Origin of the sequence: Massilia suwonensis, assembly GCF_042655665.1 — a bacterium.
GTDB classification, from domain to species: Bacteria; Pseudomonadota; Gammaproteobacteria; order Burkholderiales; family Burkholderiaceae_D; genus Telluria; species Telluria suwonensis.
Window position 1 is genome coordinate 854,047 of record NZ_JBHSMR010000013.1, and the last position, 20,895, is coordinate 874,941.

At 67.3% G+C, this 20,895-nt stretch carries 15 protein-coding genes; 5 read left to right on the top strand and 10 right to left on the bottom strand.

Annotation, left to right across the window (positions count from 1 at the left end):
* Positions 1 to 46: 46 nt before the first annotated feature.
* Positions 47 to 895 (top strand): PaaX family transcriptional regulator, encoded by an 849-nt coding sequence (locus ACFPQ5_RS11805; RefSeq protein ID WP_379755384.1) that lies wholly within the window; start codon positions 47 to 49, stop codon positions 893 to 895.
* Between the two features lie 162 nt (positions 896 to 1,057).
* Here ACFPQ5_RS11805 and ACFPQ5_RS11810 read toward each other — a convergent pair whose 3' ends face one another.
* Genes ACFPQ5_RS11810 through ACFPQ5_RS11820 form a run of 3 tightly spaced genes read right to left on the bottom strand, consistent with a single transcriptional unit; the run spans position 1,058 to position 4,303 of the window.
* Positions 1,058 to 2,407 carry a hybrid sensor histidine kinase/response regulator gene (locus ACFPQ5_RS11810; RefSeq protein WP_379755387.1) on the bottom strand — a complete coding sequence of 450 codons (1,350 nt, stop codon included), beginning with the start codon at positions 2,405 to 2,407 and terminating at the stop codon, positions 1,058 to 1,060.
* 12 nt (positions 2,408 to 2,419) lie between these two features.
* Entirely contained in the window at positions 2,420 to 3,889 is a 1,470-nt protein-coding gene (locus ACFPQ5_RS11815; RefSeq protein WP_379755390.1) for an RAD55 family ATPase, read from the bottom strand.
* Complete coding sequence (locus tag ACFPQ5_RS11820) at positions 3,890 to 4,303, bottom strand: hypothetical protein (RefSeq protein ID WP_379755393.1); 414 nt, start codon at positions 4,301 to 4,303, stop codon at positions 3,890 to 3,892. It lies immediately after the preceding gene.
* A gap of 210 nt (positions 4,304 to 4,513) precedes the next feature.
* Between ACFPQ5_RS11820 and ACFPQ5_RS11825 the strand changes: the two genes are divergently transcribed.
* Positions 4,514 to 6,292, top strand: coding sequence for a DUF885 domain-containing protein (locus tag ACFPQ5_RS11825; RefSeq protein WP_379755396.1), 1,779 nt, complete (start codon positions 4,514 to 4,516; stop codon positions 6,290 to 6,292).
* A gap of 235 nt (positions 6,293 to 6,527) precedes the next feature.
* Here ACFPQ5_RS11825 and ACFPQ5_RS11830 read toward each other — a convergent pair whose 3' ends face one another.
* Genes ACFPQ5_RS11830 through smc form a run of 6 tightly spaced genes read right to left on the bottom strand, consistent with a single transcriptional unit; the run spans position 6,528 to position 15,377 of the window.
* Positions 6,528 to 6,890, bottom strand: a complete 363-nt coding sequence (locus ACFPQ5_RS11830) for a hypothetical protein (RefSeq protein ID WP_379755399.1) — start codon at positions 6,888 to 6,890, stop codon at positions 6,528 to 6,530.
* On the bottom strand, positions 6,890 to 7,426 hold the full coding sequence (def, locus tag ACFPQ5_RS11835) for a peptide deformylase (protein WP_379755402.1): 537 nt from the start codon (positions 7,424 to 7,426) through the stop codon (positions 6,890 to 6,892). Before def ends, ACFPQ5_RS11830 begins: the two co-directional genes overlap by 1 nt.
* Complete coding sequence (gene galU, locus ACFPQ5_RS11840; RefSeq protein WP_379755406.1) at positions 7,413 to 8,312, bottom strand: UTP--glucose-1-phosphate uridylyltransferase GalU; 900 nt, start codon at positions 8,310 to 8,312, stop codon at positions 7,413 to 7,415. Before galU ends, def begins: the two co-directional genes overlap by 14 nt.
* An 18-nt stretch (positions 8,313 to 8,330) precedes the next feature.
* Positions 8,331 to 10,667 carry an NAD-dependent DNA ligase LigA gene (gene ligA, locus ACFPQ5_RS11845; RefSeq protein ID WP_379760089.1) on the bottom strand — a complete coding sequence of 779 codons (2,337 nt, stop codon included), beginning with the start codon at positions 10,665 to 10,667 and terminating at the stop codon, positions 8,331 to 8,333.
* Between the two features lie 49 nt (positions 10,668 to 10,716).
* Positions 10,717 to 11,856 (bottom strand): cell division protein ZipA C-terminal FtsZ-binding domain-containing protein, encoded by a 1,140-nt coding sequence (locus tag ACFPQ5_RS11850; protein ID WP_379755409.1) that lies wholly within the window; start codon positions 11,854 to 11,856, stop codon positions 10,717 to 10,719.
* Positions 11,853 to 15,377, bottom strand: a complete 3,525-nt coding sequence (gene smc / locus ACFPQ5_RS11855) for a chromosome segregation protein SMC (protein WP_379755412.1) — start codon at positions 15,375 to 15,377, stop codon at positions 11,853 to 11,855. The genes ACFPQ5_RS11850 and smc overlap by 4 nt, the downstream gene beginning before the upstream one ends.
* 326 nt (positions 15,378 to 15,703) lie before the next feature.
* Between smc and ACFPQ5_RS11860 the strand changes: the two genes are divergently transcribed.
* A complete protein-coding gene (locus ACFPQ5_RS11860) occupies positions 15,704 to 16,315 on the top strand; it encodes a PEP-CTERM sorting domain-containing protein (protein WP_379755415.1) in 612 nt (203 codons plus the stop codon).
* A gap of 56 nt (positions 16,316 to 16,371) precedes the next feature.
* On the opposite strand, the gene ACFPQ5_RS11865 is transcribed toward ACFPQ5_RS11860, so the two are convergent.
* Positions 16,372 to 18,792, bottom strand: a complete 2,421-nt coding sequence (locus ACFPQ5_RS11865; protein ID WP_379755418.1) for a DUF1631 family protein — start codon at positions 18,790 to 18,792, stop codon at positions 16,372 to 16,374.
* A gap of 181 nt (positions 18,793 to 18,973) precedes the next feature.
* Between ACFPQ5_RS11865 and ACFPQ5_RS11870 the strand changes: the two genes are divergently transcribed.
* Together ACFPQ5_RS11870 and ACFPQ5_RS11875 are read left to right on the top strand one after the other, a co-directional pair.
* Positions 18,974 to 20,257, top strand: coding sequence for a methyl-accepting chemotaxis protein (locus tag ACFPQ5_RS11870; RefSeq protein WP_379755421.1), 1,284 nt, complete (start codon positions 18,974 to 18,976; stop codon positions 20,255 to 20,257).
* 214 nt (positions 20,258 to 20,471) lie between these two features.
* Positions 20,472 to 20,789 (top strand): hypothetical protein, encoded by a 318-nt coding sequence (locus tag ACFPQ5_RS11875; RefSeq protein WP_379755424.1) that lies wholly within the window; start codon positions 20,472 to 20,474, stop codon positions 20,787 to 20,789.
* Positions 20,790 to 20,895: the final 106 nt, after the last annotated feature.

Consider the following 20,895-nt stretch of genomic DNA (forward strand, 5'->3'; position numbering starts at 1 on the left):
ATCGGTAATGGAGAGATACTATGAATTGTTTCTTTATTACGCAACTATGGACACCACCTGTAATATCGCGCACCGCCCCTTGCGGGCGCCGGAGCTGATCCTCGACCTCCTGATCGCCAACGGGACCGCCCTGTCCTCGCAGGTGCTGTGCCGCGCCGGCGCCGTCATGGACCTGAGCGAAACGGCCGTGCGGGTGGCCCTGAACCGCCTGTGCGAACAGGGCAAGCTGCGCCAGCCGGCGCGCGGGGTGTATGCGGTCAGCCCGGCATCGCGGCCGCTGTTCGGCGACGTCGACGCCTGGCGCCGCAAGGGCGCCGGCATGGTGGCGTGGAACGGCGACTGGGTGGCCGTGCACGACAGCCTGGTGCAGCGCTCGGACAAGACCGCGTGGCGCCATCACTGCCTGGCCCTGGCCCTGCGCGGCTTCGCCCAGTTCGAACCAAGTTTGCACCTGAGGCCCGACAACCTGGAAGGCGGCATCGAGGCGCTACGCGCGAACCTGCCGGGCCTGGGCCTGGCGCCGCAGGCGACGCTGTTTCGCCTGACCGGCCTGGACGCGACGCGCCAGGCGCAGGCCCGGGGATTATGGAATGTGGATGCGCTCGAACGGCAGTATGCGGCCCTGGCCGGCGCGCTCGAGGCCCACACGGCGCGGATGCGCGACAAGGGAGTGGTCGATGCCTTGCGCGAATCGCTGCTGCTGGGACGCGAAGCGATAGGCCTGCTGGTGCGCGACCCGCTGCTGCCGCCCGAGCTGATGGCCCTCGACGCGCGCCAGATCCTGATGGCGGCGGCTGCGCGCTACCAGGACGCGGCGCGCAGCCTGTGGCGCAACTGGATACAGGAAATCGGCGGTTCGGGACCGACGCCCGCTGCGAATCCGGAGATCCACTGACGTAGGGGTGGGCGAGGCCAATGGCCTCGACCACGGTTTCATCGGGCGCCCCGTGCCCACCAAAACGATGAGCAAACGGAGCACGTAATGGTGGGCACGGAGCGCCCACCCTACGCGCCTGGATACTGGAAATCGGCGGCTAGTGCCGGCCGCGAGCGTGGATCAGGCGCGCGCCGCCACCAGCGCCAGCAAGGCGTCCGGGCTGACCGGCTTGACCAGGTAGTGGTCGAAGCCGGCCGCCGCGGCGCGCGCGCGGTCTTCGAGCTGGCCATAGCCGGACAGGCCGATCGCCACCGGACGCGCGCCGCCGCTCGATGCGCGCAGGCGGCTCATGACTTCCAGCCCGTCCATGCCGGGCAGGCCGATGTCGCAGACGACCACGTCGTAGTCCTGGCCGAGCAGCGCGTCCAGGCCCGCCTGGCCGTCCTGCGCCATCGCCACCTCGTGCCCTTCCATGTCGAGGAAGGCTTTGAGCATCTCGCAGGCGTCGGGATTGTCTTCGATGATCAGCACCCGGCAGCGGCGGCCGGACAGGCTTGCCGCCGGCGGCTGCGCGGGCGCCGCGGCCGGCAAGGCGCAGCTCGGGAGGCGCAGCGTGAAGCGGCTGCCCTGCCCGACGCCCGGGCTGTCGGCCGTGATCGTGCCGCCGTGCATGCTGACCAGGTTGCGCACCACGTTCAGGCCCACGCCCAGGCCCCCTTCCGAGCGCGCCAGCGAGCGTGGGCCCTGGGTGAACAGGTCGAAGATATGCGGCAGCACCTCGGGCGCGATGCCGGTGCCGTTGTCGGCGACGACGGCGACGATGTCCTCGCCTTCCTGCCGCACGCTTAGTGCGATGCGGCCGCCGTCGCCCGTGTACTTGGAGGCGTTGCCGATCAGGTTGGTGAACACCTGGGTCAGGCGCACCCGGTCGCCGCGGGTGGCAAGTTGTTCCGGCGGGAGCTCGAGTTCGAAGTGCTGGCTGCGCTCGGCGATGCGCGGCAACACGGTTTCCAGCGCCTGGTCGATCGTCTCGGACAGCGACAGCGGCTCCAGGTGCAGGGTGATCTTGCCGCTGCTGATGCGGGCGGCGTCGAGCAGGTCGTCGAGCAGGGCCGCCATGTGGTCGACCTGGCGCCGGATGACTTTAGTGAAATTGAGCAGCTGCGGGGAGGCGTCGGCCGAGCGCTCCAGCAGCATCGAGGACATGCTGATCGGTACCAGCGGGTTGCGCAGTTCGTGCGCCAGCATGGCGAGGAATTCGTTCTGGCGCCGGTTGGCCGCTTCGGCGTCGTCGCGCAGGCCCTGGGCGCTGATCGCGGCCAGCACCAGGTGTTCGTTGGCTTCGCGCAGGCGGGCCACGCTTTTCTCGAGTTCCTCCTTGCCGACCACGGCGGCGCGCAGGCGTGCCACTTCCTGTTCCAGGCTGCCGATGTGGCGATGGAGGGCGCCGGTATAGGCGTCGGACGGGACGGTATCGTCCATGGGATCAAGGGAACGCTGCATCGAACCGGATTCGTCTTCGTTGAACATTCCCTGTGCTCCTCATGTCGATCCAGGCTTGCGCACGCAGCCGCCGGCCAGCACGCCGGCCACCTCGGTGGCATCGCTGTCGACCTCGAGCCCGGCGTCGGTGATCCGGTAGGCGCGCAGGTCGGTACTGTGCTCGCAGCCGCGTACCTTCACGACCGACATGAATTTCTGCAGCCTGCCGTCGACCTCGGCGTAGCGTAGCGCCACGACCGCATCGGTCAGGTAGGAGATGTTCGCTTCGCTGAAATGCAGGCCGGTGAAATCGTCGTCCAGGCCGATCGTGACCAGGGCCGTGACGCCGTGCTTGGCCACCACCGTCAGCAGGCGGAACACGGCCTGGCGCAGGTCGGCATGGAATTCCGGCGCCATGTAGAGCGCGAACTCGGACAGCGAATCGATCACCAGGCGGCGCGCGCCGGTGCGCTGCAAGGTGGCCTGGATCTCGTCGATCAGTTCGTCCACGGTCAGATCGAGCAGGCGGCTCTCGACCACGGTAACGTCGCCGCCCTGGACCAGTTCCGCCAGCTCGGCATTGCGCAGGCGCGGCGTGCCCTTCTCGAAGAACACGGCCACGCCCTTCTCGCCCTGGCGCACGCCTTCCTGCAGGAAGCGGGTGCCGATGATGGTTTTACCGGAGCCGGTCGGGCCCGACACCAGCATCGTGTGGCCCTGGGGCACGCCGCCGAGCAGCATGGCGTCGAGCCCCGGCACGCCGGTCGGGATGCGGTCCGGGTCGCGGTTGATCGGCGCACCCGGCTGGCGGTCGGCGGCCAGCGGCGGCAGGATGCGCGGGTAGGCGCGCAGGCCGTCGTCGGTGATGCGGAAGTTGTGCGAGCCGGCCAGGTGGGCGCGGCCGCGCATCTTGACCACGCGCATCTTGCGCACCACGGTGCTGTGCTCGTGGGCCTGGGTCAGCGACAGCATGCCGTCGGCCACCGTCATGATCGGATTCGCTTCCGGATCGTTGTTCATGTACTCGCCGATCAGGAAGGTGGTCGCCTGCCAGCTCGTCATGCGCGTGCCCAGTTCCTGGATGAAGTACTGCAGGTCGGCCACGCCCTCGTTGCCCGGCTTGGCGGTCTGGACCACGGAGCGGAAGGAATCGACGAATACCAGCGAGGGCGAAAAGGCCTCGACCTCGGCCATGATACGGTCGAGCACGCCGCTGAAGTCGCCGGTGCGCAGGGTCTCGCCGAGGTTCACGTAGCGGATCGCCGGCCCTACCTTCTTGACGTCGAAGAAGGAGAACTGCTGCTGGTAGCGCAGCATCTTGAGGGGCGGTTCGCCCAGCACGGTGAAGAACAGCGCGCGCCGCTCGGGCGTGGCCAGGGCGAACATGATCTGGTGCGCCAGCGTCGTCTTGCCGCTGCCCGGCGGACCGGCCACGAGGTTGAACGAAAACTCGGGAAGGCCGCCGCCGAGAAGCGTGTCCAGTCCTGGCACACCGGTTTGCAAGAGCCCCAAGGCTACTTTATCGCTCATTTACTTCTGCTCCTGTCCATGCTTCTGCCCGTTTGCGCTTTCTTGTGCGACGTGTATTAGCTGTTGCGTTAGCGCTTCACCGATCAAGTTACCCAGCAGCGTGGTGAAAGTGCCGAGCAGGACGCCATTCGCTTGCGCGGCGTGCCCGGGTCCGATCTCGTTCAGGGTTCTTGTCAGGGACATCAGCAGGTCGGCCACGGGCCGGGCGCTGTCGCAGCTGCCCAGGCGCTCGAAGCGCACGGCCGACAAGCGCAGAGCGCGCCCGAACAGGGCGCAAAATCCGCTTTCGCCGATCAGCGGGGTGAGCTGTTCGCTCAGGAGCAGCCAGGGCTCCACGAGGGCCGCGGTGCCGTTGCTGGTGGTCTGGCCGGCATCGCCGGGCGACCTTGGCCGCTGGCCTTCGTTGTGGTCCATGCTCGCTGTTCAGCTGTCGGTTGTTATCTGTTGCATTCGCCGTCTGGCCGGCTGAACCTGGATTATAAAGGTAATACAGGCAATTTCTATTTTTTCACATGCAGAAGGGGCAAATTCCTACGTCGGCGCCCGCTTTCCGAGAAGTTTTCTGGCGACCGTATTCCTCGTGCGACATAATGCCAATCAGAAAAACGAACACGAGGATGGGAGATGAGGAAACAGACCGTGGCCGCTGCGCTGTGCGCCGCCAGCATCCTGATGGGCGCACCGGCGCAGGCGGCCCCTGCCCGCGCCGCCGTGGCGCCGGGCGCAGCCGGCGCCGACGCGCGTTTCGCGGCGATCCACCGCGCCGAGTGGCAGTGGCGCATCAAGCAGGGCCTGGCCCACGACGAGGCCAGCCGCGACCAGGTCGAGGGCGATTATCCCCGCGTGGACGCCGCCTCGCAGGCAGCGCGCCTGGCGTACTGGCAGGACGTGCTGCGCCGGCTCGGCGGCATCGACGCCGCCGCCCTCTCCGCGTCCGAGAAAATCAACTACCAGGTGTACCGCGCGCAGATCGCCGCGTTCGTCGAGGAACTGCGTTTTCGCGAGTACGAGCAGCCGGTGAATGCCGACAGCGCCTTCTGGACCGACGTCACCTACGGCGCGCGCCAGCCGATCGCCACCGCTGCCGGCTACCGCCGCTACCTGGCGCGCCTGGCCCACCTGCCGCGCTACTTCGACGAGCAGCTGGCCAATATGCGCGCCGGTCTGGCGCGCGGCTTCACGCCGCCGCGCGTGACCCTGGCCGGGCGCGACGCGGCGCTGGCCTCGGTGGCGGAAAGCGCGCCCGAAGCCACTGTCTTCTACCAGCCCTTCAAGGACATGCCGGCCGCGATTCCCGCCGCCGACCAGGCGCTGCTGCGCGCCCAGGCCGTGGCCGCGATCCGCGAGCACGTGCAGCCCGCCTATGCGCGGGTACTCGCCTTCATGCGTGCCGATTACATGCCGCGCGCACGCGAAGCGCTGGCCGCAACGGGCCTGCCGGACGGGCAGGCCTATTACCAGTCGAAGATCCTCGAGTTCACCACGACGAACATGAGCGCCGACGCCATCCACCGCATCGGCCTGGCCGAGATGGCGAAGATCCGCGCCGAGATGATGGAGACCATCCGCCAGTCGGGCTTCAAGGGCGACCTGCCCGCCTTCCTGGCCTTCCTGCGCTCCGACCCGCAGTTCTACGCGAAGACGCCCGACGAACTGCTGATGCGCGCGGCCTGGATCGCCAAGAAGTTCGACGCCAAGGCCGGCCAGTACTTCGGCTACCTGCCGCGCCAGCGCTTCGCGATCCGCCCGGTCCCGCTAGATCAGGCGCCCTACTACACGGCCGGGCGCGGCGGCCCCGGCGTCTACCTGGTCAACACCTGGAACCTGCCGGCGCGCGCGCTCTACAGCCTGCCCGCGCTAACCCTGCACGAATCGGCGCCGGGCCACGCCTTCCAGATGCCGGTAGCGCTGGAACAGAAAGGCGTGCCGCCCTTCCGCCGGGCCTACATTTCCGCCTTCGGCGAAGGCTGGGCGCTGTACACCGAACGCCTCGGCACCGAGATGGGCATCTACGAGACGCCCTACGAAGTCTTCGGCATGCTCAGCTACCAGGCCTGGCGCGCCTCGCGCCTGGTGGTCGACACCGGCATCCACGCCAAGGGCTGGACGCGCGAGCAGGCACAGGCCTACCTGCGCGAAAACACGGCGCTGTCGGAGCACGAGGTGACGACGGAAGTGGACCGCTACATTTCGTGGCCGGGACAGGCGCTGTCGTACTACCTGGGGCAGATGGCGATCATGGAGGCGCGGGCGAAGGCGGAGAAGGCGCTGGGGCCGAAGTTCGATATTCGGGCGTTCCACGATACCGTGCTGCAGCTGGGATCGGTGCCGCTGCCCGTGCTGGCGGCGCGGATTGACCGGTTCATTGCAGAAGGTGGAAAGAGTCCATATCCGAAGGACTAGCTTTCGTAGGGTGGGCACTCCGTGCCCACGCGGATACAAAATGAGAGTAGCGGCAAAGGGCACAGCACTCGAAACGCTTGCCGATCGGGGATCTGCATCCGCGGCCACGATGCCAGCGCCGTACCGCGTGGGCACTCCGTGCCCTGCCCGGTCGGGCAGGGCGCTCCGCGGGCGGGCAGCATGCTGCCCGAATTCCCCGCTACGCCCCACCCTACGGTACGGCGGACGTTCCGGATCAGTTCTCGCGCAGCCAGGCGCTCGCCGCTTCGACATCGTCGTAGAAGACCCGGTCTTCGCCTTCGAAAAACGCGATGCGCGCCAGGTAGGCGATGCGCGTATCCGGCACCACGATCGCGCGGCGCAGCATCAGGCCGCCGAGTTCGTCGTCGAGCGCCTGCTGCATCAGCGCCATCTCGGCCGCAGGCGGGATCATGCCGCGCGCGTCGTACAGCACGCGGCGCAGGCCCGTCTCATGCGCCAGTTCCAGCACACGCAGCTGGCAGTCGCGCAGCATCGTTTCGTTCATCTCGCCTTGGGTCTCGACCAGCAGCAAGTCGCCACTGACGCGCACGTCGAGCATCTGTTCCTGCATCGCCATCAATCGTCCGCCGCCGGATCGAGCCCCGGGAACATCACCTCCGTAAAGCCGAAGCGCGTAAAGTCGCGGATCCGCATCGGATACAGGATCCCCAGCAGATGGTCGACCTCGTGCTGCACCACACGCGCATGGAAGCCTTCGGCCTCGCGCCGGATCGGCTTGCCGTACTGGTCGACGCCTTCGTAGCGCAGGCGGGTATAACGCGGCACGCTGCCGCGCAGGCCGGGGACCGAGAGGCAGCCTTCGAAGCCCTCTTCCATCTCGTCCGAGAGCGGCGTGAGGACGGGATTCAGGAGTACCGTCTCCGGCACTTCCGGCGCGTCCGGGTAGCGCAGGTTGTTCTTGAAGCCGAAGATCACCAGCTGCAAATTGACGCCGATCTGCGGCGCGGCGAGACCCGCGCCGTTGGCGGCGTGCATGGTGTCGAACATGTCGGCCACCAGGGCTTCCAGCTCCGGCGTGCCGAATGCGGTGACGGGTTCGGCCACGCGCAGCAGGCGCGGGTCGCCCATCCTGAGGATCTCACGTACTGCCATGTCCGTTCTCCTTTGCCAGCCCGGCCAGGAAGGCCTGGAAGCCGGCGGCCGTTTCCGGGTGCTTGAGCCCCATCGCCGTCATCGCCTGCAGGTAGCCCAGCTTCGAACCGCAATCATAGCGCTGTCCGGCGTAGCGGTAGGCGAGCACGCGTTCAGCGCGCATCAGCGAGGCGATGCCGTCGGTGAGCTGGATCTCGCCGCCGGCGCCAAGACCAAGGTGTTCCAGGTGGTCGAAGATCGCGCCCGACAGGACGTAGCGCCCGACCACCGCCAGGGTCGAGGGCGCCTCTTCCGGCAGCGGCTTCTCGACGATGTTCGAGACCAGCTCGAGATTGCTGCGGTAGGTGTCGGCCTTGACGATGCCGTACTGGCGCGTGTTCTCGCGCGGGACATCCTGCACCGCCAGCACGCTGCACTTTTCGTACTCGTAGACCTCGGTCATCTGCGCCAGCACCGGCTTGGTGCCGTGGTCGGTGTCCATGAAGTCGTCGGCCAGCAGCACGGCGAAGGGTTCGTTGCCGACCACCGGACGCGCGCACAATACCGCGTGGCCCAGGCCCAGCGGCGCCGACTGGCGGATGTAGATGCAGTTGACGTTCTTCGGGATCACGCCGCGCACCAGTTCGAGCAGGGCCTGCTTGTTGGCCGCCTCCAGCTCGGCCTCGAGTTCGTAGGCCTTGTCGAAGTGGTCCTCGATGGCGCGCTTGTTGCGGCCGGTGATGAAGACCATCTCGGTGATGCCGGCGGCGACCGCCTCCTCCACCGCGTACTGGATCAGCGGCTTGTCGACGATCGGCAGCATCTCCTTGGGTTGCGCCTTGGTGGCCGGAAGGAAGCGGCTGCCCAGGCCTGCGACAGGAAAGACGGCCTTGCGGATCTTGTTCATCGTTTGTTCTCTAGTTTGTTATTGTGCCTGCGCCAGCAGCGCCAGCAGGCCGGCCTCGTCGAGCACGGTCACGCCGAGCGACTCGGCCTTGGCCAGCTTGCTGCCCGCGTCCGCGCCGGCCACCACGTAGGAAGTCTTCTTCGATACCGAGCCCGACACCTTGCCGCCGGCGGCCTCGATCAGCGCGCCCGCCGCATCGCGCGACATGGTCGGCAGCGTCCCGGTCAGCACGAAAGTCTGGCCGGCCAGGCCGCCCTGCACTTCCTCGCTTTGCTCCGGCAGCTGCACCAGCAACTCGGCGCGCAGGCTCGAAAGGGCCTGCAGCGTCTCGCGCCTGCCCGGCTCGGCCATCCAGGTTTCGAGTGCCGCGACGTTCGCTTCCGGCAGGCCGAACACGCTGAACACGCGCAGGTGCGCCAGGTCCTCGAGCGTACGCCCGGCCAGCAGCTGGCGCGCGCGCGGCTCGGTCAGTTTCGGGATGCCCAGCGCGGCCAGCAGTTCCACTTCGCCGAGGCGCTCGCGCAGCGCGGCCTTGGGCGCATGCTCGCCGCTTGGCGCCACGCCGGCGTCGAGCAGCGCGTCGAGCGCGGCCTGGTTCTTCGGCTCGGCAAAGAAGTCGGCGATCGATTCGGCGACCGTACCGCCGATGTCGGGCAATACACGCAGCAGCGCGGCGGGTGCGCGCCGCACCAGCGCCAGCGATCCGAGCCAGTCGGCCAGGGTCTTCGCGGTCGACTCGCCGACGTGGCGGATGCCGAGCGCGAACAGCAGGCGTTCCAGCGGCGGATTCTTGCTGGCTGCGATCGCGTTCAGGAGATTGTCGGCCCACTTGGTCGGCACTTTCCCTTGTTTGACCGTCTCCGGCACCGTGCCTTCGCGCTCGTCGGCGAGGCGCTTCATCTTGAGCAGGTCATCCAGCGTCAGCTTGTAGAGGTCGGCCACGCCGTGAATCAGGCTGCACTCGACCAGGCTGTCGATGTAGCGGTCGCCCAGACCCTCGATGTCCATCATGCGCCGGCCCGCGAAGTGGCGGATCGCTTCCTTGCGCTGGGCGGCGCAGCTGAGGCCGCCCGAGCAGCGCGCGACCGACTCGCCCTCTTCTCGCACCACGTGCGAGCCGCATACCGGACAGGTCGTCGGCAGCGTGTAGACCATCGGTTCCGGCTGCGGACGGCGCTCCAGCACCACAGCCAGCACTTCGGGAATGACGTCGCCGGCGCGGCGCACGACGACCGTGTCGCCCACGCGCACGTCTTTCCTGCGCACTTCGTCCTCGTTGTGCAGGGTCGCATTGGTGACGGTCACGCCGCCCACCGACACCGGCACCAGGCGCGCCACCGGCGTGATGGCGCCGGTACGGCCGACCTGGACGTCGATCGCGGAGACCACCGTCAGCGCTTCCTCGGCCGGGAATTTATGGGCCAGCGCAAAACGCGGCGCGCGCGAGACGAAGCCGAGCTGGCGCTGGTCGGCGAGGCGGTCGACCTTGTAGACGACGCCGTCGATCTCGTAGGGCAGATTCGGACGCTTTTCGCCGATGCTGCGGTAGTAATCGAGCAGGCCGTCGCGGCCTTTCACGACCGCGCGTTCCTTCGACACCGGCAAGCCGAGCCGATCGAACCAGTCGAGCACCGCCGAATGCGATTCCGGCATCTCGGCGCCTTCCAGCAGGCCGATGCCGTAGGCGAAGAAGCGGAGTCTACGCTGGGCCGTGATGCGGGCGTCGAGCTGGCGCAGGCTGCCGGCAGCCGCATTCCTCGGATTGGCGAATTCCTTCTGGCCGGCGTCGCGCTGGCGCTGATTCAGTTTTGCGAAGTCGTCCTTGAACATCAGGACTTCGCCGCGCACTTCGAGGATGTCGGGGATGTCTCCCCCGTTCGGCCCCCCGTGCAGGCGCAGCGGGATCACACGCACCGTGCGGATGTTGGCGGTGACGTCCTCGCCCGTGTAGCCGTCGCCGCGCGTCGCGGCCTGTACGAACACGCCCTTCTCGTAGCGCAGGCTCATGGCCAGGCCGTCGAATTTCAGTTCGGCGGCATAGGCGACGCCGCCGGCCTTGGCGTGCAGGTCGAGGCCTTCGCGCACGCGGCGGTCGAAGTTGTCGACGTCCTCGTCCTGGAAGCCGTTGTTCAGCGAGAGCATCGGCACCGCGTGGGTGACCTGCTTGAACTCCGGGATCGGCGCCGCGCCCACGCGCGAGGTCGGCGTGTCGGGCGAGACGGCTTCCGGGTGCTCGGCTTCCAGCGCCTGCAGTTCGCGGAACATGCGGTCGTACTCGGCGTCCGGAATCGTCGGCGCGTCGAGCACGTGGTAGTTATAAATATGGCGGTTCAGTTCCTCGACCAGCGCTTTCATGCGCGCCAGGTAGTCTTCCTGTTCGCTCAGGTTCGTACTCACTGCGACCTCAGCTGAACAGGCGCAGCGCGCGGGTCGAGCCGGCCGGGATGTCGGCCGCTTCCATCTCGGTATAGAAGTCCTTCACCTGGCCGGCGATTTCTTCGAGAGTCGAGTCCAGCAGCGGCTGCTCGAAGTCGTCGACCATCGTTGCATCCAGGCGCAGCATCAGGTCCTTGGCGCATTTGACCATCGCGCCGAAGCCGTCGCGGCTCGGCGCCACGCAAGGCACGTCGAGCAGCAGGGTCAGGCGGTCGGTGGAATCGGCGCCCATGTTGACGTTGGTCGAGAGCGTGAACAGCACGCCGTTCGCGCCGTCGGGCATGGCGAAGCGGCCGTCCGGACGCACGTCGAAGCCGGCGTTTTCCAGCGCCCCGATCAGGGTCGACATCGCCCACGGCGCGCCGTTCGACTTCAGGTTCACGCCCAGCTGGGCGTCGTGGCCCGCCACGAACTTGTGCAGGGTGCGCGCTTCGCTCATCACCTCGATCATGTCCGGCACTTCCGGCTCGGCGCCGATCTCGTCGGCCACGGCGCGCAGGCGCGTCACCAGTTCCGAGTATTCCAGCTCGTTCAAGGCAGTCGTACGCGTCGCCATCTGCACGCCCGCCTGCAGCTTGGTGTAGACGCCGCCATGCACGATCGGTTCCCAGTCGCCGTTGACGGCCAGGCCGATGTAGTGGATCGGCTTGTTGCCGACGCGGCGCAGCTTTTGCAGGGCCGGCAGGATCTTGTCGCCGCGCGCCGCGCCTTCCAGCGCCAGCGGGACCATGCAGTCGATCAGCGGGTCGACCAGGTTCTCGGCTACTTCGGCGGGTGGCGTCTCGGCGCTCATGCCGGGCAGCGGCGCGGCGGGCGCCAGCGTGGCGGCGGCCTCGCTGGAGCCGGTGTCGCCGGAGACGCCGCTGGAGGCGCCGGTGCCGAAGCCCGGCTCGACCGGTCCCATCGATGGCGTGGAACCGATGTCGAGCACCGGTTCGCTGCGCTCGCTCGGGGTGCCGTCGGGACGCATCAGGACATCGTCATGGTCGGATGCGAAGGCGCGCTCGACGGTTTTACGCGCCTTGTGCTCCTGCCACTTGTTGTAGGTGATGACGCCGACGACGAATACGCCGCCCGCCGCGATCAGGCTCATTTGGAAGTCTGTCATGCTGCTTGTGCCTCTTGTGCGAAGTGGGCGGCGGACTCCATGTCCACCGCCACGATGCGCGATACGCCCTGCTCCTGCATCGTCACACCGATCAGTTGATTGGCCATCTCCATCGCAATCTTGTTGTGCGAGATGAAGAGGAATTGGGTATGGTCCGACATGCGCTTCACCATGCGGCAGAAGCGCTCGGTATTGGCGTCGTCCAGCGGCGCGTCGACCTCGTCCAGCAGGCAGAACGGCGCCGGGTTCAGGCGGAACATCGAGAACACGAGGGCCGTCGCGGTGAGCGCCTTTTCGCCGCCCGACAGCAGGTGGATGGTCGCGTTCTTCTTGCCCGGCGGCTGGGCCATGACCTGCACGCCGGCATCTAAAATCTCGTCGCCCGTCATCACCAGCCTGGCTTGCCCGCCGCCGAACAGGATCGGGAACAGTTCCGAGAAGTGCGTGTTGACGCGCTCGAAGGTGTCCTGCAACAGGTCGCGCGTTTCCTTGTCGATACGGCGGATCGCGTCTTCCAGCGTGGCGATGGCCTCGTTCAAATCCGCGTTCTGCGAATCGAGGAAGCGCTTCCTTTCGGTGGCGGTCGCCAGTTCCTCGACCGCGGCCAGGTTGACCGCGCCCAGCGCGGAGATCGCGTTGGTCAGGCGCGTCACCTCGCCCTGCAGGTACTGCGGTTTCAGGTCCGGATCGAGCTTGGTGGCCAGCGCAGCCTCGTCGGCGCCGGTGGCGCTGAGGGCCTCGGCGAACTGCTCCTGGTTCAGGCGCGCGGCCTGTTCCTTCAGCTGCATCTCGGTGATGCGGTCGCGCTGCGGCTGCAGGTTGCGCTCGGAGCCCATGCGCGATTCCTCGGCATGGCGCAGCTGCTGGGCTACCTGGTCGAGTTCATGGCGCGCATCGGACAAGGCTTTTTCCTGGCTCGTGCGGCGATCCAGCAGTTCCTGCAGGCCTTCGTGGGCGGTACCGCTTTCCAGCGCCGCGAGTTCGGCCTGGCCATCCGCCAGCGACTCGGCCACCTGCTGCGCCTGTTGCGTGGCGGTGGCGATGCTGCGCCGCAGTTCCTCGATACGGGCACGCGCCGTCTTTTCGGCGAACAGGGCTTCCTGGGCGCCGCGTTCGAGCTCGCGCAGCTTGTCGCGCGCCTCGGCCAGCGCCGCTTCGCGCTGCAGGAACAGGGTCTGGCCATCTTCGAAGCTGCCCTGCAGTTCGGCCAGTTCCATGTCGAGCTGTTCGAACTGCTGCTCGGCCTCCTGCTGCACCATGCGCTGCTCTTCTTCCTGGGCGGCGATCTCCGCGAGATCCACGTCGATCTGGCTGCTGCGCTGGTTGAAGCGCGATTCGACTTCGTTCTGGCGCACGACCTCGATCTGCAGCGCGTGCGTTTCGCGCTGCAGGGTGGCGATGCGGGCGCGCGCGTCCTGCAGGCGGCGCGTCAGTTCCGTCACGGCGGCATCGGCACGCACGGCGCGCGTGCGCGCATCGTCCGTCAGCAGGGCCTGGGCGCGCAGCTGCGTCGTCGTGTGGTCGATGTCGTGCTGGCGCTGCAGCATGCCGTCCTGCTCGGCGTCGGCCGCGTAGAAGCGCACGCTGGTGCCGGTCACGACGTGGCCCTGGCGGGTGACGAAGGAGCCGCCCTGCGGCAGGCGCGCGCGTTCCGCGAAGGCCTCGGTCACTGTTTCGGCGATGAACACCAGGTGCAGCCAGTCGTTCAGGACGCCGCGCACGCCGGGGTCGTTCAGTTTCAGGAGCGTGGCGAAGGATTTGAGGCCGACGACGTCGGGCGCCGGCGGGGCGCTCGGCGCCGGTGCGTACAGGGCCAGACGCGCGGGCGGCGCATCGCCGGCAAAGGCCTTGGCCCACTCGATGTTCGAGAGTTCGAGGGCGCCGGCGCGTTCGCGCAGCACGGCTTCCAGGGCGGTTTCCCAGCCTTCCTCGATCTGCACCTTTTGCCACAGGCGCGGCAGCGCATCGAGCTCGTGCTTTTTCAGCCAGGGCGCGACCTTGCCCTGGGTCTGCACCCGCTCCTGCATCTGCTTCAGCGCGGACAGGCGCGCTTCCAGCTGGGCGTTCTTCGCGGCCTCCGACTGCGCCGCGGCCTGGGCTTCGCGGCGCTCGGTCTCCGCAGCGTCCTGGCCGGCCGCGGCTTCTTCCTGCATGAAGGTCTGTTCTTCCAGCGCCTGCTGCTTTTCTTCGAGCTGCATGCGCAGGTTGGCGAGGTGCGCGCTGTCGGGCGGCGCCAGCGATTTTTTCTCGGCCTGCAGGCGTTCGCGCCGCGTGGCGAGGCCGCTCAGGATATTGCCGGCATTGCGGCCGTGGGCGGCGGACAGCTCGATGCGCTGGCGCACTTCGCCGATGCGGGCGCGCGCTTCGTCGCCGCGGCGCTGGGCTTCGCGCCAGGCTGCATCGAGTTCCGGCAAGCGCTCGTTCTGCGCTTCGACCGCGATCTGGGCGCCTTCGGCGCGCGCGGCCAGTTCCTCGACTTTATAGGTCGCTTCCTCGATCTGCTCTTCGTATTCCTGGGCCTGCGCCAGCCACTGGTCGCGCTGGGCGGCCAGGGTGCCGAGCTGGTTCTGCAGGCGCGTGCGCGACTCGATCACGAACTTGATCTGCGCCTCTAAACTGCCGATCTCGGAGTTGGTCTGGTACAGCGCGCCCTGCGCCGTGTGCAGGCGGTCGCCTACCGAAAAATGGTGCTGGCGCAGGTGCTCCAGTTCGAGTTCGACGTTGCGCAGCTTGGCCGTCTGCTCTTCCAGGCTGTTCTGCGCTTCCTCCATCTCCTTGAAGTAGCGCGCCTGTTCGGCCTTGGCTTCGTTCTTGCGCAGCAGCCAGAGCAGCTTCTGCTTTTCTTCCTGGTCGGCCTGCAGCTGGTGGAAACGGTTCGCCACCGCGGCCTGCGCTTCGAGCTTTTCCAGGTTGGCGTTCAGCTCGCGCAGGATGTCTTCCACGCGCAGCAGGTTTTCGCGGGTGTCCGACAGACGATTCTCGGTCTCGCGGCGGCGTTCCTTGTATTTCGAAACGCCCGCCGCTTCTTCGAGGAAGACGCGCAGTTCTTCGGGGCGCGATTCGATGATGCGCGCGATCATGCCCTGGCCGATGATGGCGTAGGCGCGCGGACCCAGGCCGGTGCCGAGGAAGATGTCCTGGATGTCGCGCCGGCGTACCGGCTGGCCGTTGATGTAATAGGTCGAGGTGCCGTCGCGCGTGAGGGTGCGCTTGACCGCGATCTCGCCGTACTGGCCCCACTGGCCTGCGGCCTTGCCGAGGCTGTTGTCGAACACGAGTTCGACCGAGGCGCGGCCGGAAGGCTTGCGGTGGGTCGAGCCGTTGAAGATCACGTCCTGCATCGACTCGCCGCGCAGCTCGGACGCTTTCGATTCGCCCAGCACCCAGCGCACGGCGTCGATGATGTTCGACTTGCCGCAGCCATTCGGACCGACCACGCCGACCAGCTGCCCGGGGACCTGGAAATTGGTGGGATCGACGAAGGACTTAAATCCCGACAATTTAATGGAGGATAGTCGCACCTTGGTTCGGCTATGAGGGAATCGATAAAGCACGCATCATACCATCTGTTGCTTGCTTTTCGGCCAAGTTTAAGGCCGGCGCGCCCGGGCACGCGGGCCATTTACGGCAAGCGGCCGGGCAAGCGCGCGCGGCGGGCCCGGCCCGGCGACGGCCTCGGAGCGAACTTCCGGTGTCGACAATATTTACAGTGCAGGACACAGCATGACAGTTTTGGAAAACTTGCAAAATTTAAATCATTGATTTCATGTGGAAATTTTCCCATTGGAAACTCCAGGCACGAAGTTTGCTATGCCCGATAGCACAACAACCTCCTGAAAGAGTCCACATGAAAAAACTTGCCCTTGCAGCTAGCCTTGCCTTCGCCTTCTGCGCCAGCGCCCAGGCCGGCGTCCTGACCACCACCTTCGCCAACAACAACGGCCAGAACGGCAACATGTTCGACGTCGTCACCAAGGGCAATGCCTTGACCGTCACGGGCTTCGACCTGAACCTGAGCTCCGGCCACCACACCCTCGCACTCTACAAGCTGGACGGCAGCTGGACCGGCGCCGCGACGGACGCCGGCGCCTGGACCCTGGTCGACACCGCCAGCCTCACCGGCAATGGCGCGGGCAACGCGACCTTCTTCGACGTCGCCGACTTCGGCCTGAATGCCGGCGCCACGACCGGCCTGTACATCACAATCACGACCGGCGGCACCATGAATTACACGGACGGCTCGGGCATCGGCAACGTGTATGCACAGGATAACTACCTGCAGATCCTGGAAGGCGCCGGCAAGGCCTACCCGTTCAGCAGCACCTACGCGCCGCGCATCTGGAACGGCAGCATTTATTACCAGGTCGCCGCCAGCGATGTGCCGGAACCGGCCTCGCTGGCCCTGTTCGGCCTCGGCATGGCAGGCCTGGGCATGCTGCGTCGTCGCAAGCAGGCTTGATGCTCAGGAAATGAAGAAGCCGGCGCCGCGAGCGCCGGTTTTTTTTGGGAGGAAGCTCAGGCGCGCAGCGGCGCCGGATCGTTGACGGCGTCCTGCAAGGCTTCGGTCAGCACGCGCCCCACCACACCCTCGAGCGCGACGACCCGGACCGCGCCACTGCGCAGGCCCTCGAGCAGCTTTTCGGCCGCCAGCGAAAACGCCTCCTGGCGCAGGCCACCCGAGAAAATGAAGAGCGTACGCAAGGGGCTGACCCAGGCCAATTTGAGCTTGCGGACGCTGCCATCGGGCTGCCTGAACTCCAGGCGCGCGCCGCGCTCCAAAGTATCGACGAGGCTGGCGGCGTCGTCCGGCTCGCTTGCCTCCTCCTCGGCAGCGGCCTGTTCCTGCGCGATGCGGCGCAGCGCGTCCTGCTGGGCGGCCTCGACCGCCAGTTCGAGCTGGCGCTCCGGCGACAGTTCCAACGGCGCGCGCACGATCGAGAGGTGGCATTTCGCCAGCTCGGCAAAGAAGTCCAGGCGCTCGGCGTCGCGCCACTTGATGGCGTCGAGCCATTTGTTGAGGGCGGTGAGCAGGCTCGGCAGCTTGGCGAGCAAGGCCTTGCGCTGTTCCTGCGTGGCTTTCGGCTTCACGGTCCAGACCAGTTCGTCCATCGTCTGGGTGGCGTTGTCGATCGCGCCCGGCCGCTCCTCCTCGATCAGGTAGGCGAAGGTCAGCACGTCGACCCAGCGCTGCTCGAGGAAGCTCGAGACCACGCCGACCAGTTCGCCGTCGAGCACGCGTACCCGCACGGCCTGGCGCGCCGACCGCGCGGCCACTGTCTGCCTTTCGATTTTTGTCGCGCGCGCGATCGGCGCGGCGATGGCCTCCTCGGCCGCGCGCTCTTCGACCGCCAGCTGGGCTTCCAGTTCCGCCACCGCTTCGGCGAACACGGCCGGCTGGGCGTCGCCTTCGCGCCCGATGCGCTCGACCCCGCGCTGCATGGCCTGCAGCACCGGATCGTCGACGCCCTTGCGCCCCTCCCAGCCCATGTTCGACAGCAGGTCGATCATGCGCCGCGCCGGGTGCGCTTCCTCGAAGAAGAAGTTCTGGTCGAGCAGCGCCGCTTTCAGCACCGGCACCTGCAGGAAGCGGATCAGCTCGCGCGTCTCGGTCGGAATGCTATCGTCCAGCAGCACGGTCTCGAAAATGCGCGACAGCAGGTCGAGGGTGTGTTCCTCGCCGCGCGGCAGCGCGCCCTGGGGCAGGCTTTGCTTGAAGCGCGGCAGGTAAAACACGTTGTGCGCGTTATGTGAACCTGCGATGGCGGCCTGGCCGGGCTGGGCGGCAGCTTGCGCCGGCAGCGGCAGTCCTGCCAGCAGTTCGAGCAGCGCGCCGGGCTGGCCGAAGGAGGCCGGCGACGGCATCACGCCGGGCTGGCCGAACGCGGTCGCGGATGGCATGGCGCCGGGTGCGCCCTCGCCTGCCGGCGCGAAGCCGGAAGCGGCGCTGGCAGTGCCGGACTGGTTTGGTGCGAAACCGGCGGCCGGACGGACACTTCCCGGCATTCCGGGAGCCTGACTTGCCGCGGCGGCCGCCGGTCCATCCTGGGAGAACCCGGCTGCCGAACTCGGCCGCCAGCCATTCCCCTGCGGCATGTTCGGCAGGTCCGGCACCAGGGGCGCGCCCTCGCCGTCGGCGCCGAGCAGGCTGCGCAGCTGCTGCGCCAGCGCCGCATCCATGCCCGGTCGGCGGCCTCGGCCCGTGTCGCTGGTCTTGCTGATATGAAAACGTTCGCGCGCCTGCTTGCTGCGCGCGCGCAGGGCCGCGTCCGCCGCTTCCAGCAGCGGCGCCAGGTCGAGGAAGAGCTCGGGGCGCAGCAGCGGCAACAGCAGCGGATGGTCGTCGGCCTCGGGCGCGAAGGCGCGCCAGGCGTCGTGGATGGCGGATACGAAGACTTCGGGGCGGAAGGGATTCTGGCCGGGACGCAGCAGCGCGCGCCCGAGCAGCATGCCGATCCGCACGCATAGGCTGGCCAGCACCTCGGAATGGGCGATCTCGAAGGGCCGGCACAGGGTGCCGAAGGCGATCCGGTTGTCGATTTCTTCCAGCGGCACTAGGCTCAGCGAGACGGCATCGGCCCGGCTTTTAGCGCCCGGCACCAGTTCGTCGACGGCTTCGCGCAGTGCGCGCTCGATCGCTTCGCCGGCCAGGTGCACGAAGGCGTAGCTGTTGTTTTTAAGAAGCGTGCCGGCCTTGGCGCGGCGGTAAGCGGCCTGCGGATCGAGGCCGCCCGTCGTCATGTCGCCCAGCGCCGCCGCCAGGCGGTTGACCATGGCGCCCAACTGCTCGTTGGCAGCCGCGCTCGCATCGCGCACGAGCTCGGCCAGCACCTCGCGCGGGAGCGCGGGCGGCTTGGCTGGAGCGTGATCGTTGGCGGCGTGGCCCATGGTCTGGTTCTTCCTGTGGCGCAGCGGCGCCGACACCGTATTGTTGCACATTATTGCCGCATGGCAATAGTAGGGCGCAAAATTATTCGCCTCGCGCCGGCGCACGCGCCCCCTCTCCCCGTTCACGGCAGCCCGGCCGGACTCTTTAGCTTGCGATGACGCAAATGCCAGGCTTTTTGTTTCCCTAACATAACAAAGTCCCCTCCACTCCATCCCCTCCGAGGAAGCTTCCATGAAACAGATTCGTCAGCTCGACACCCGGTTCAAGATCGTTGGCGCCTTCGCGCTGCTGTTCCTGCTGGGTTCCGTTTGTGTGCTGTGGCTGATGGCGCAACTGGGCCAGGCCGCCGAGCCGCTGCGCGGGGGCATCCTGCTGTGCCTCGCCGGCGGCCTGGCCGCGACCGGCCTGCTGGCCGCCTGGATCGTGCGCGAGGCGCAGCGGCCGCTGCGCGACGCCCTGGCGCTGGCCCAGCGCATGCTCGATGGCGACCTGCGCGTGCGTACCTCGAACAGCGCGGCCGGCGACGCCGGCCGGCTGATGGCGGCGTTGAGCACGATGGCCGCCAAGCTGACGGCCATGATCGGCGACGTGCGCACGGGCGCGGCCGGCATCGCGACCGGGACCACGGAAATCGCCAGCGGCAACATGGACCTCTCGAAGCGCACCGAGCAGCAGGCAGCCTCGCTCGAGGAAACGGCCTCGTCGATGGAAGAACTGACCGCCACCGTGCGCCAGAACGCCGATTCCGCGCACACGGCCAGCAAGCTGGCGCTGTGCGCCTCCGAGGTGGCCGTGAAAGGCGGCGCCGTGGTCAGCGACGTGGTCGGCACCATGGCCTCGATCAACGATTCCTCGAAGCGCATCGCCGAAATCATCGGCGTGATCGACGGCATCGCCTTCCAGACCAACATCCTGGCCCTGAACGCGGCGGTCGAAGCGGCGCGCGCTGGCGAACAGGGGCGCGGCTTCGCGGTGGTGGCCTCGGAAGTGCGCAGCCTGGCCCAGCGCTCGGCCGCTGCCGCCAAGGAAATCAAGGCCCTGATCGACGATTCGGTGGCCAAGGTCGACGCCGGCACCCAGTTGGTGGACAAGGCCGGCCGCACGATGGACGAAGTCGTCAGCAGCGTCAAGCGCGTGACCGACATCATCGGCGAGATCGCCGCCGCCAGCGCCGAGCAGACCGCCGGCATCGAACAGGTGAACGGCGCGATCACGGCGATGGACCAGGCGACGCAGCAGAACGCCGCCCTGGTCGAGCAGTCGGCCGCGGCCGCCGCCGCCGTACGCGAACAGGCTGCCAGCCTGGGTCGCGCCACCGGCGGCTTCGTGCTCGCCGGCGACGTTCCGGCAGCAGCTCCCGAGGCGCCCGCCGCCGTGCGCCAGCTGCCGGCCGCAAAGCTTGCCACGAAGCCGGCGCCGCGCAAGAGCGCGAAACCGGAGCCGGCCGCCGCGAAAACGGTCACGCCGATCCGGCGTCCGGCCAGCAAACCCAGTATGGATTGGGAGGAGTTTTAATTCGGCGCGCCTAAATAGATAACGAAAAACATTGACGTATTCAGGGCATCGTTTATTTTCAATATGTAGGAACCCATCCTACACAGGCTCAGGCGGTCATCCGATACCGGTTCAACAGTATGGCTCGCATGATTGCATCACCGAAAAAACTGCTGAACAAAAATCAGTAGTCCGGAGAGCAGGCATATTTCTCACACATTGAAAGGAAATAAACATGGCCTCGAATCAGAGAAAAGGTAAGCAGGGCGGCACCCCCGAGCAGCACGCCGAAGCCGGCCGTCAAAGCCACAAGAACGACGGCAACAAACAGTCCGGCTCGGGATCGGGTTCGCGCTCGAGCTCCGGTTCGGGCTCGCGTTCGGGCGCCCAGCGCTCGGCCCAGGAAGACAATCTCGAGCTGGGCCGCCAGGGCAACAAGCAGTCGGGCTCGGGCTCCGGCTCGCGTTCCGGCTCCGGTTCGGGCACCCGCGGCGGCACCCCGGAGCAGCACGCCGCAGCCGGCCGCCAAAGCCACAAGAACGACAAGCGCTGATGCACTTCATACCGTCGCCGAGGCGGCGGTCAAATAAAAGCCTGGACGCGAATGTGCAGCCAGGCTTTTTTATTATCTATTGCATCGCAGATTATTGCTGAATTAA

What these genes read in the sequence shown, in the direction of transcription:
- ACFPQ5_RS11820 (WP_379755393.1), bottom strand. Translation starts at nt 4,303, where the DNA reads ATGGACCACAACGAAGGCCAGCGGCCAAGGTCGCCCGGCGATGCCGGC.
- ACFPQ5_RS11870 (WP_379755421.1), top strand. Translation starts at nt 18,974, where the DNA reads ATGAAACAGATTCGTCAGCTCGACACCCGGTTCAAGATCGTTGGCGCC.
- galU (WP_379755406.1), bottom strand. Translation starts at nt 8,312, where the DNA reads ATGAACAAGATCCGCAAGGCCGTCTTTCCTGTCGCAGGCCTGGGCAGC.
- def (WP_379755402.1), bottom strand. Translation starts at nt 7,426, where the DNA reads ATGGCAGTACGTGAGATCCTCAGGATGGGCGACCCGCGCCTGCTGCGC.
- ACFPQ5_RS11865 (WP_379755418.1), bottom strand. Translation starts at nt 18,792, where the DNA reads ATGTGCAACAATACGGTGTCGGCGCCGCTGCGCCACAGGAAGAACCAG.
- ACFPQ5_RS11805 (WP_379755384.1), top strand. Translation starts at nt 47, where the DNA reads ATGGACACCACCTGTAATATCGCGCACCGCCCCTTGCGGGCGCCGGAG.
- ACFPQ5_RS11825 (WP_379755396.1), top strand. Translation starts at nt 4,514, where the DNA reads ATGAGGAAACAGACCGTGGCCGCTGCGCTGTGCGCCGCCAGCATCCTG.
- ACFPQ5_RS11860 (WP_379755415.1), top strand. Translation starts at nt 15,704, where the DNA reads ATGAAAAAACTTGCCCTTGCAGCTAGCCTTGCCTTCGCCTTCTGCGCC.
- ACFPQ5_RS11875 (WP_379755424.1), top strand. Translation starts at nt 20,472, where the DNA reads ATGGCCTCGAATCAGAGAAAAGGTAAGCAGGGCGGCACCCCCGAGCAG.
- ACFPQ5_RS11830 (WP_379755399.1), bottom strand. Translation starts at nt 6,890, where the DNA reads ATGGCGATGCAGGAACAGATGCTCGACGTGCGCGTCAGTGGCGACTTG.
- ACFPQ5_RS11815 (WP_379755390.1), bottom strand. Translation starts at nt 3,889, where the DNA reads ATGAGCGATAAAGTAGCCTTGGGGCTCTTGCAAACCGGTGTGCCAGGA.
- ACFPQ5_RS11850 (WP_379755409.1), bottom strand. Translation starts at nt 11,856, where the DNA reads ATGACAGACTTCCAAATGAGCCTGATCGCGGCGGGCGGCGTATTCGTC.
- ACFPQ5_RS11810 (WP_379755387.1), bottom strand. Translation starts at nt 2,407, where the DNA reads ATGTTCAACGAAGACGAATCCGGTTCGATGCAGCGTTCCCTTGATCCC.
- ligA (WP_379760089.1), bottom strand. Translation starts at nt 10,667, where the DNA reads ATGAAAGCGCTGGTCGAGGAACTGAACCGCCATATTTATAACTACCAC.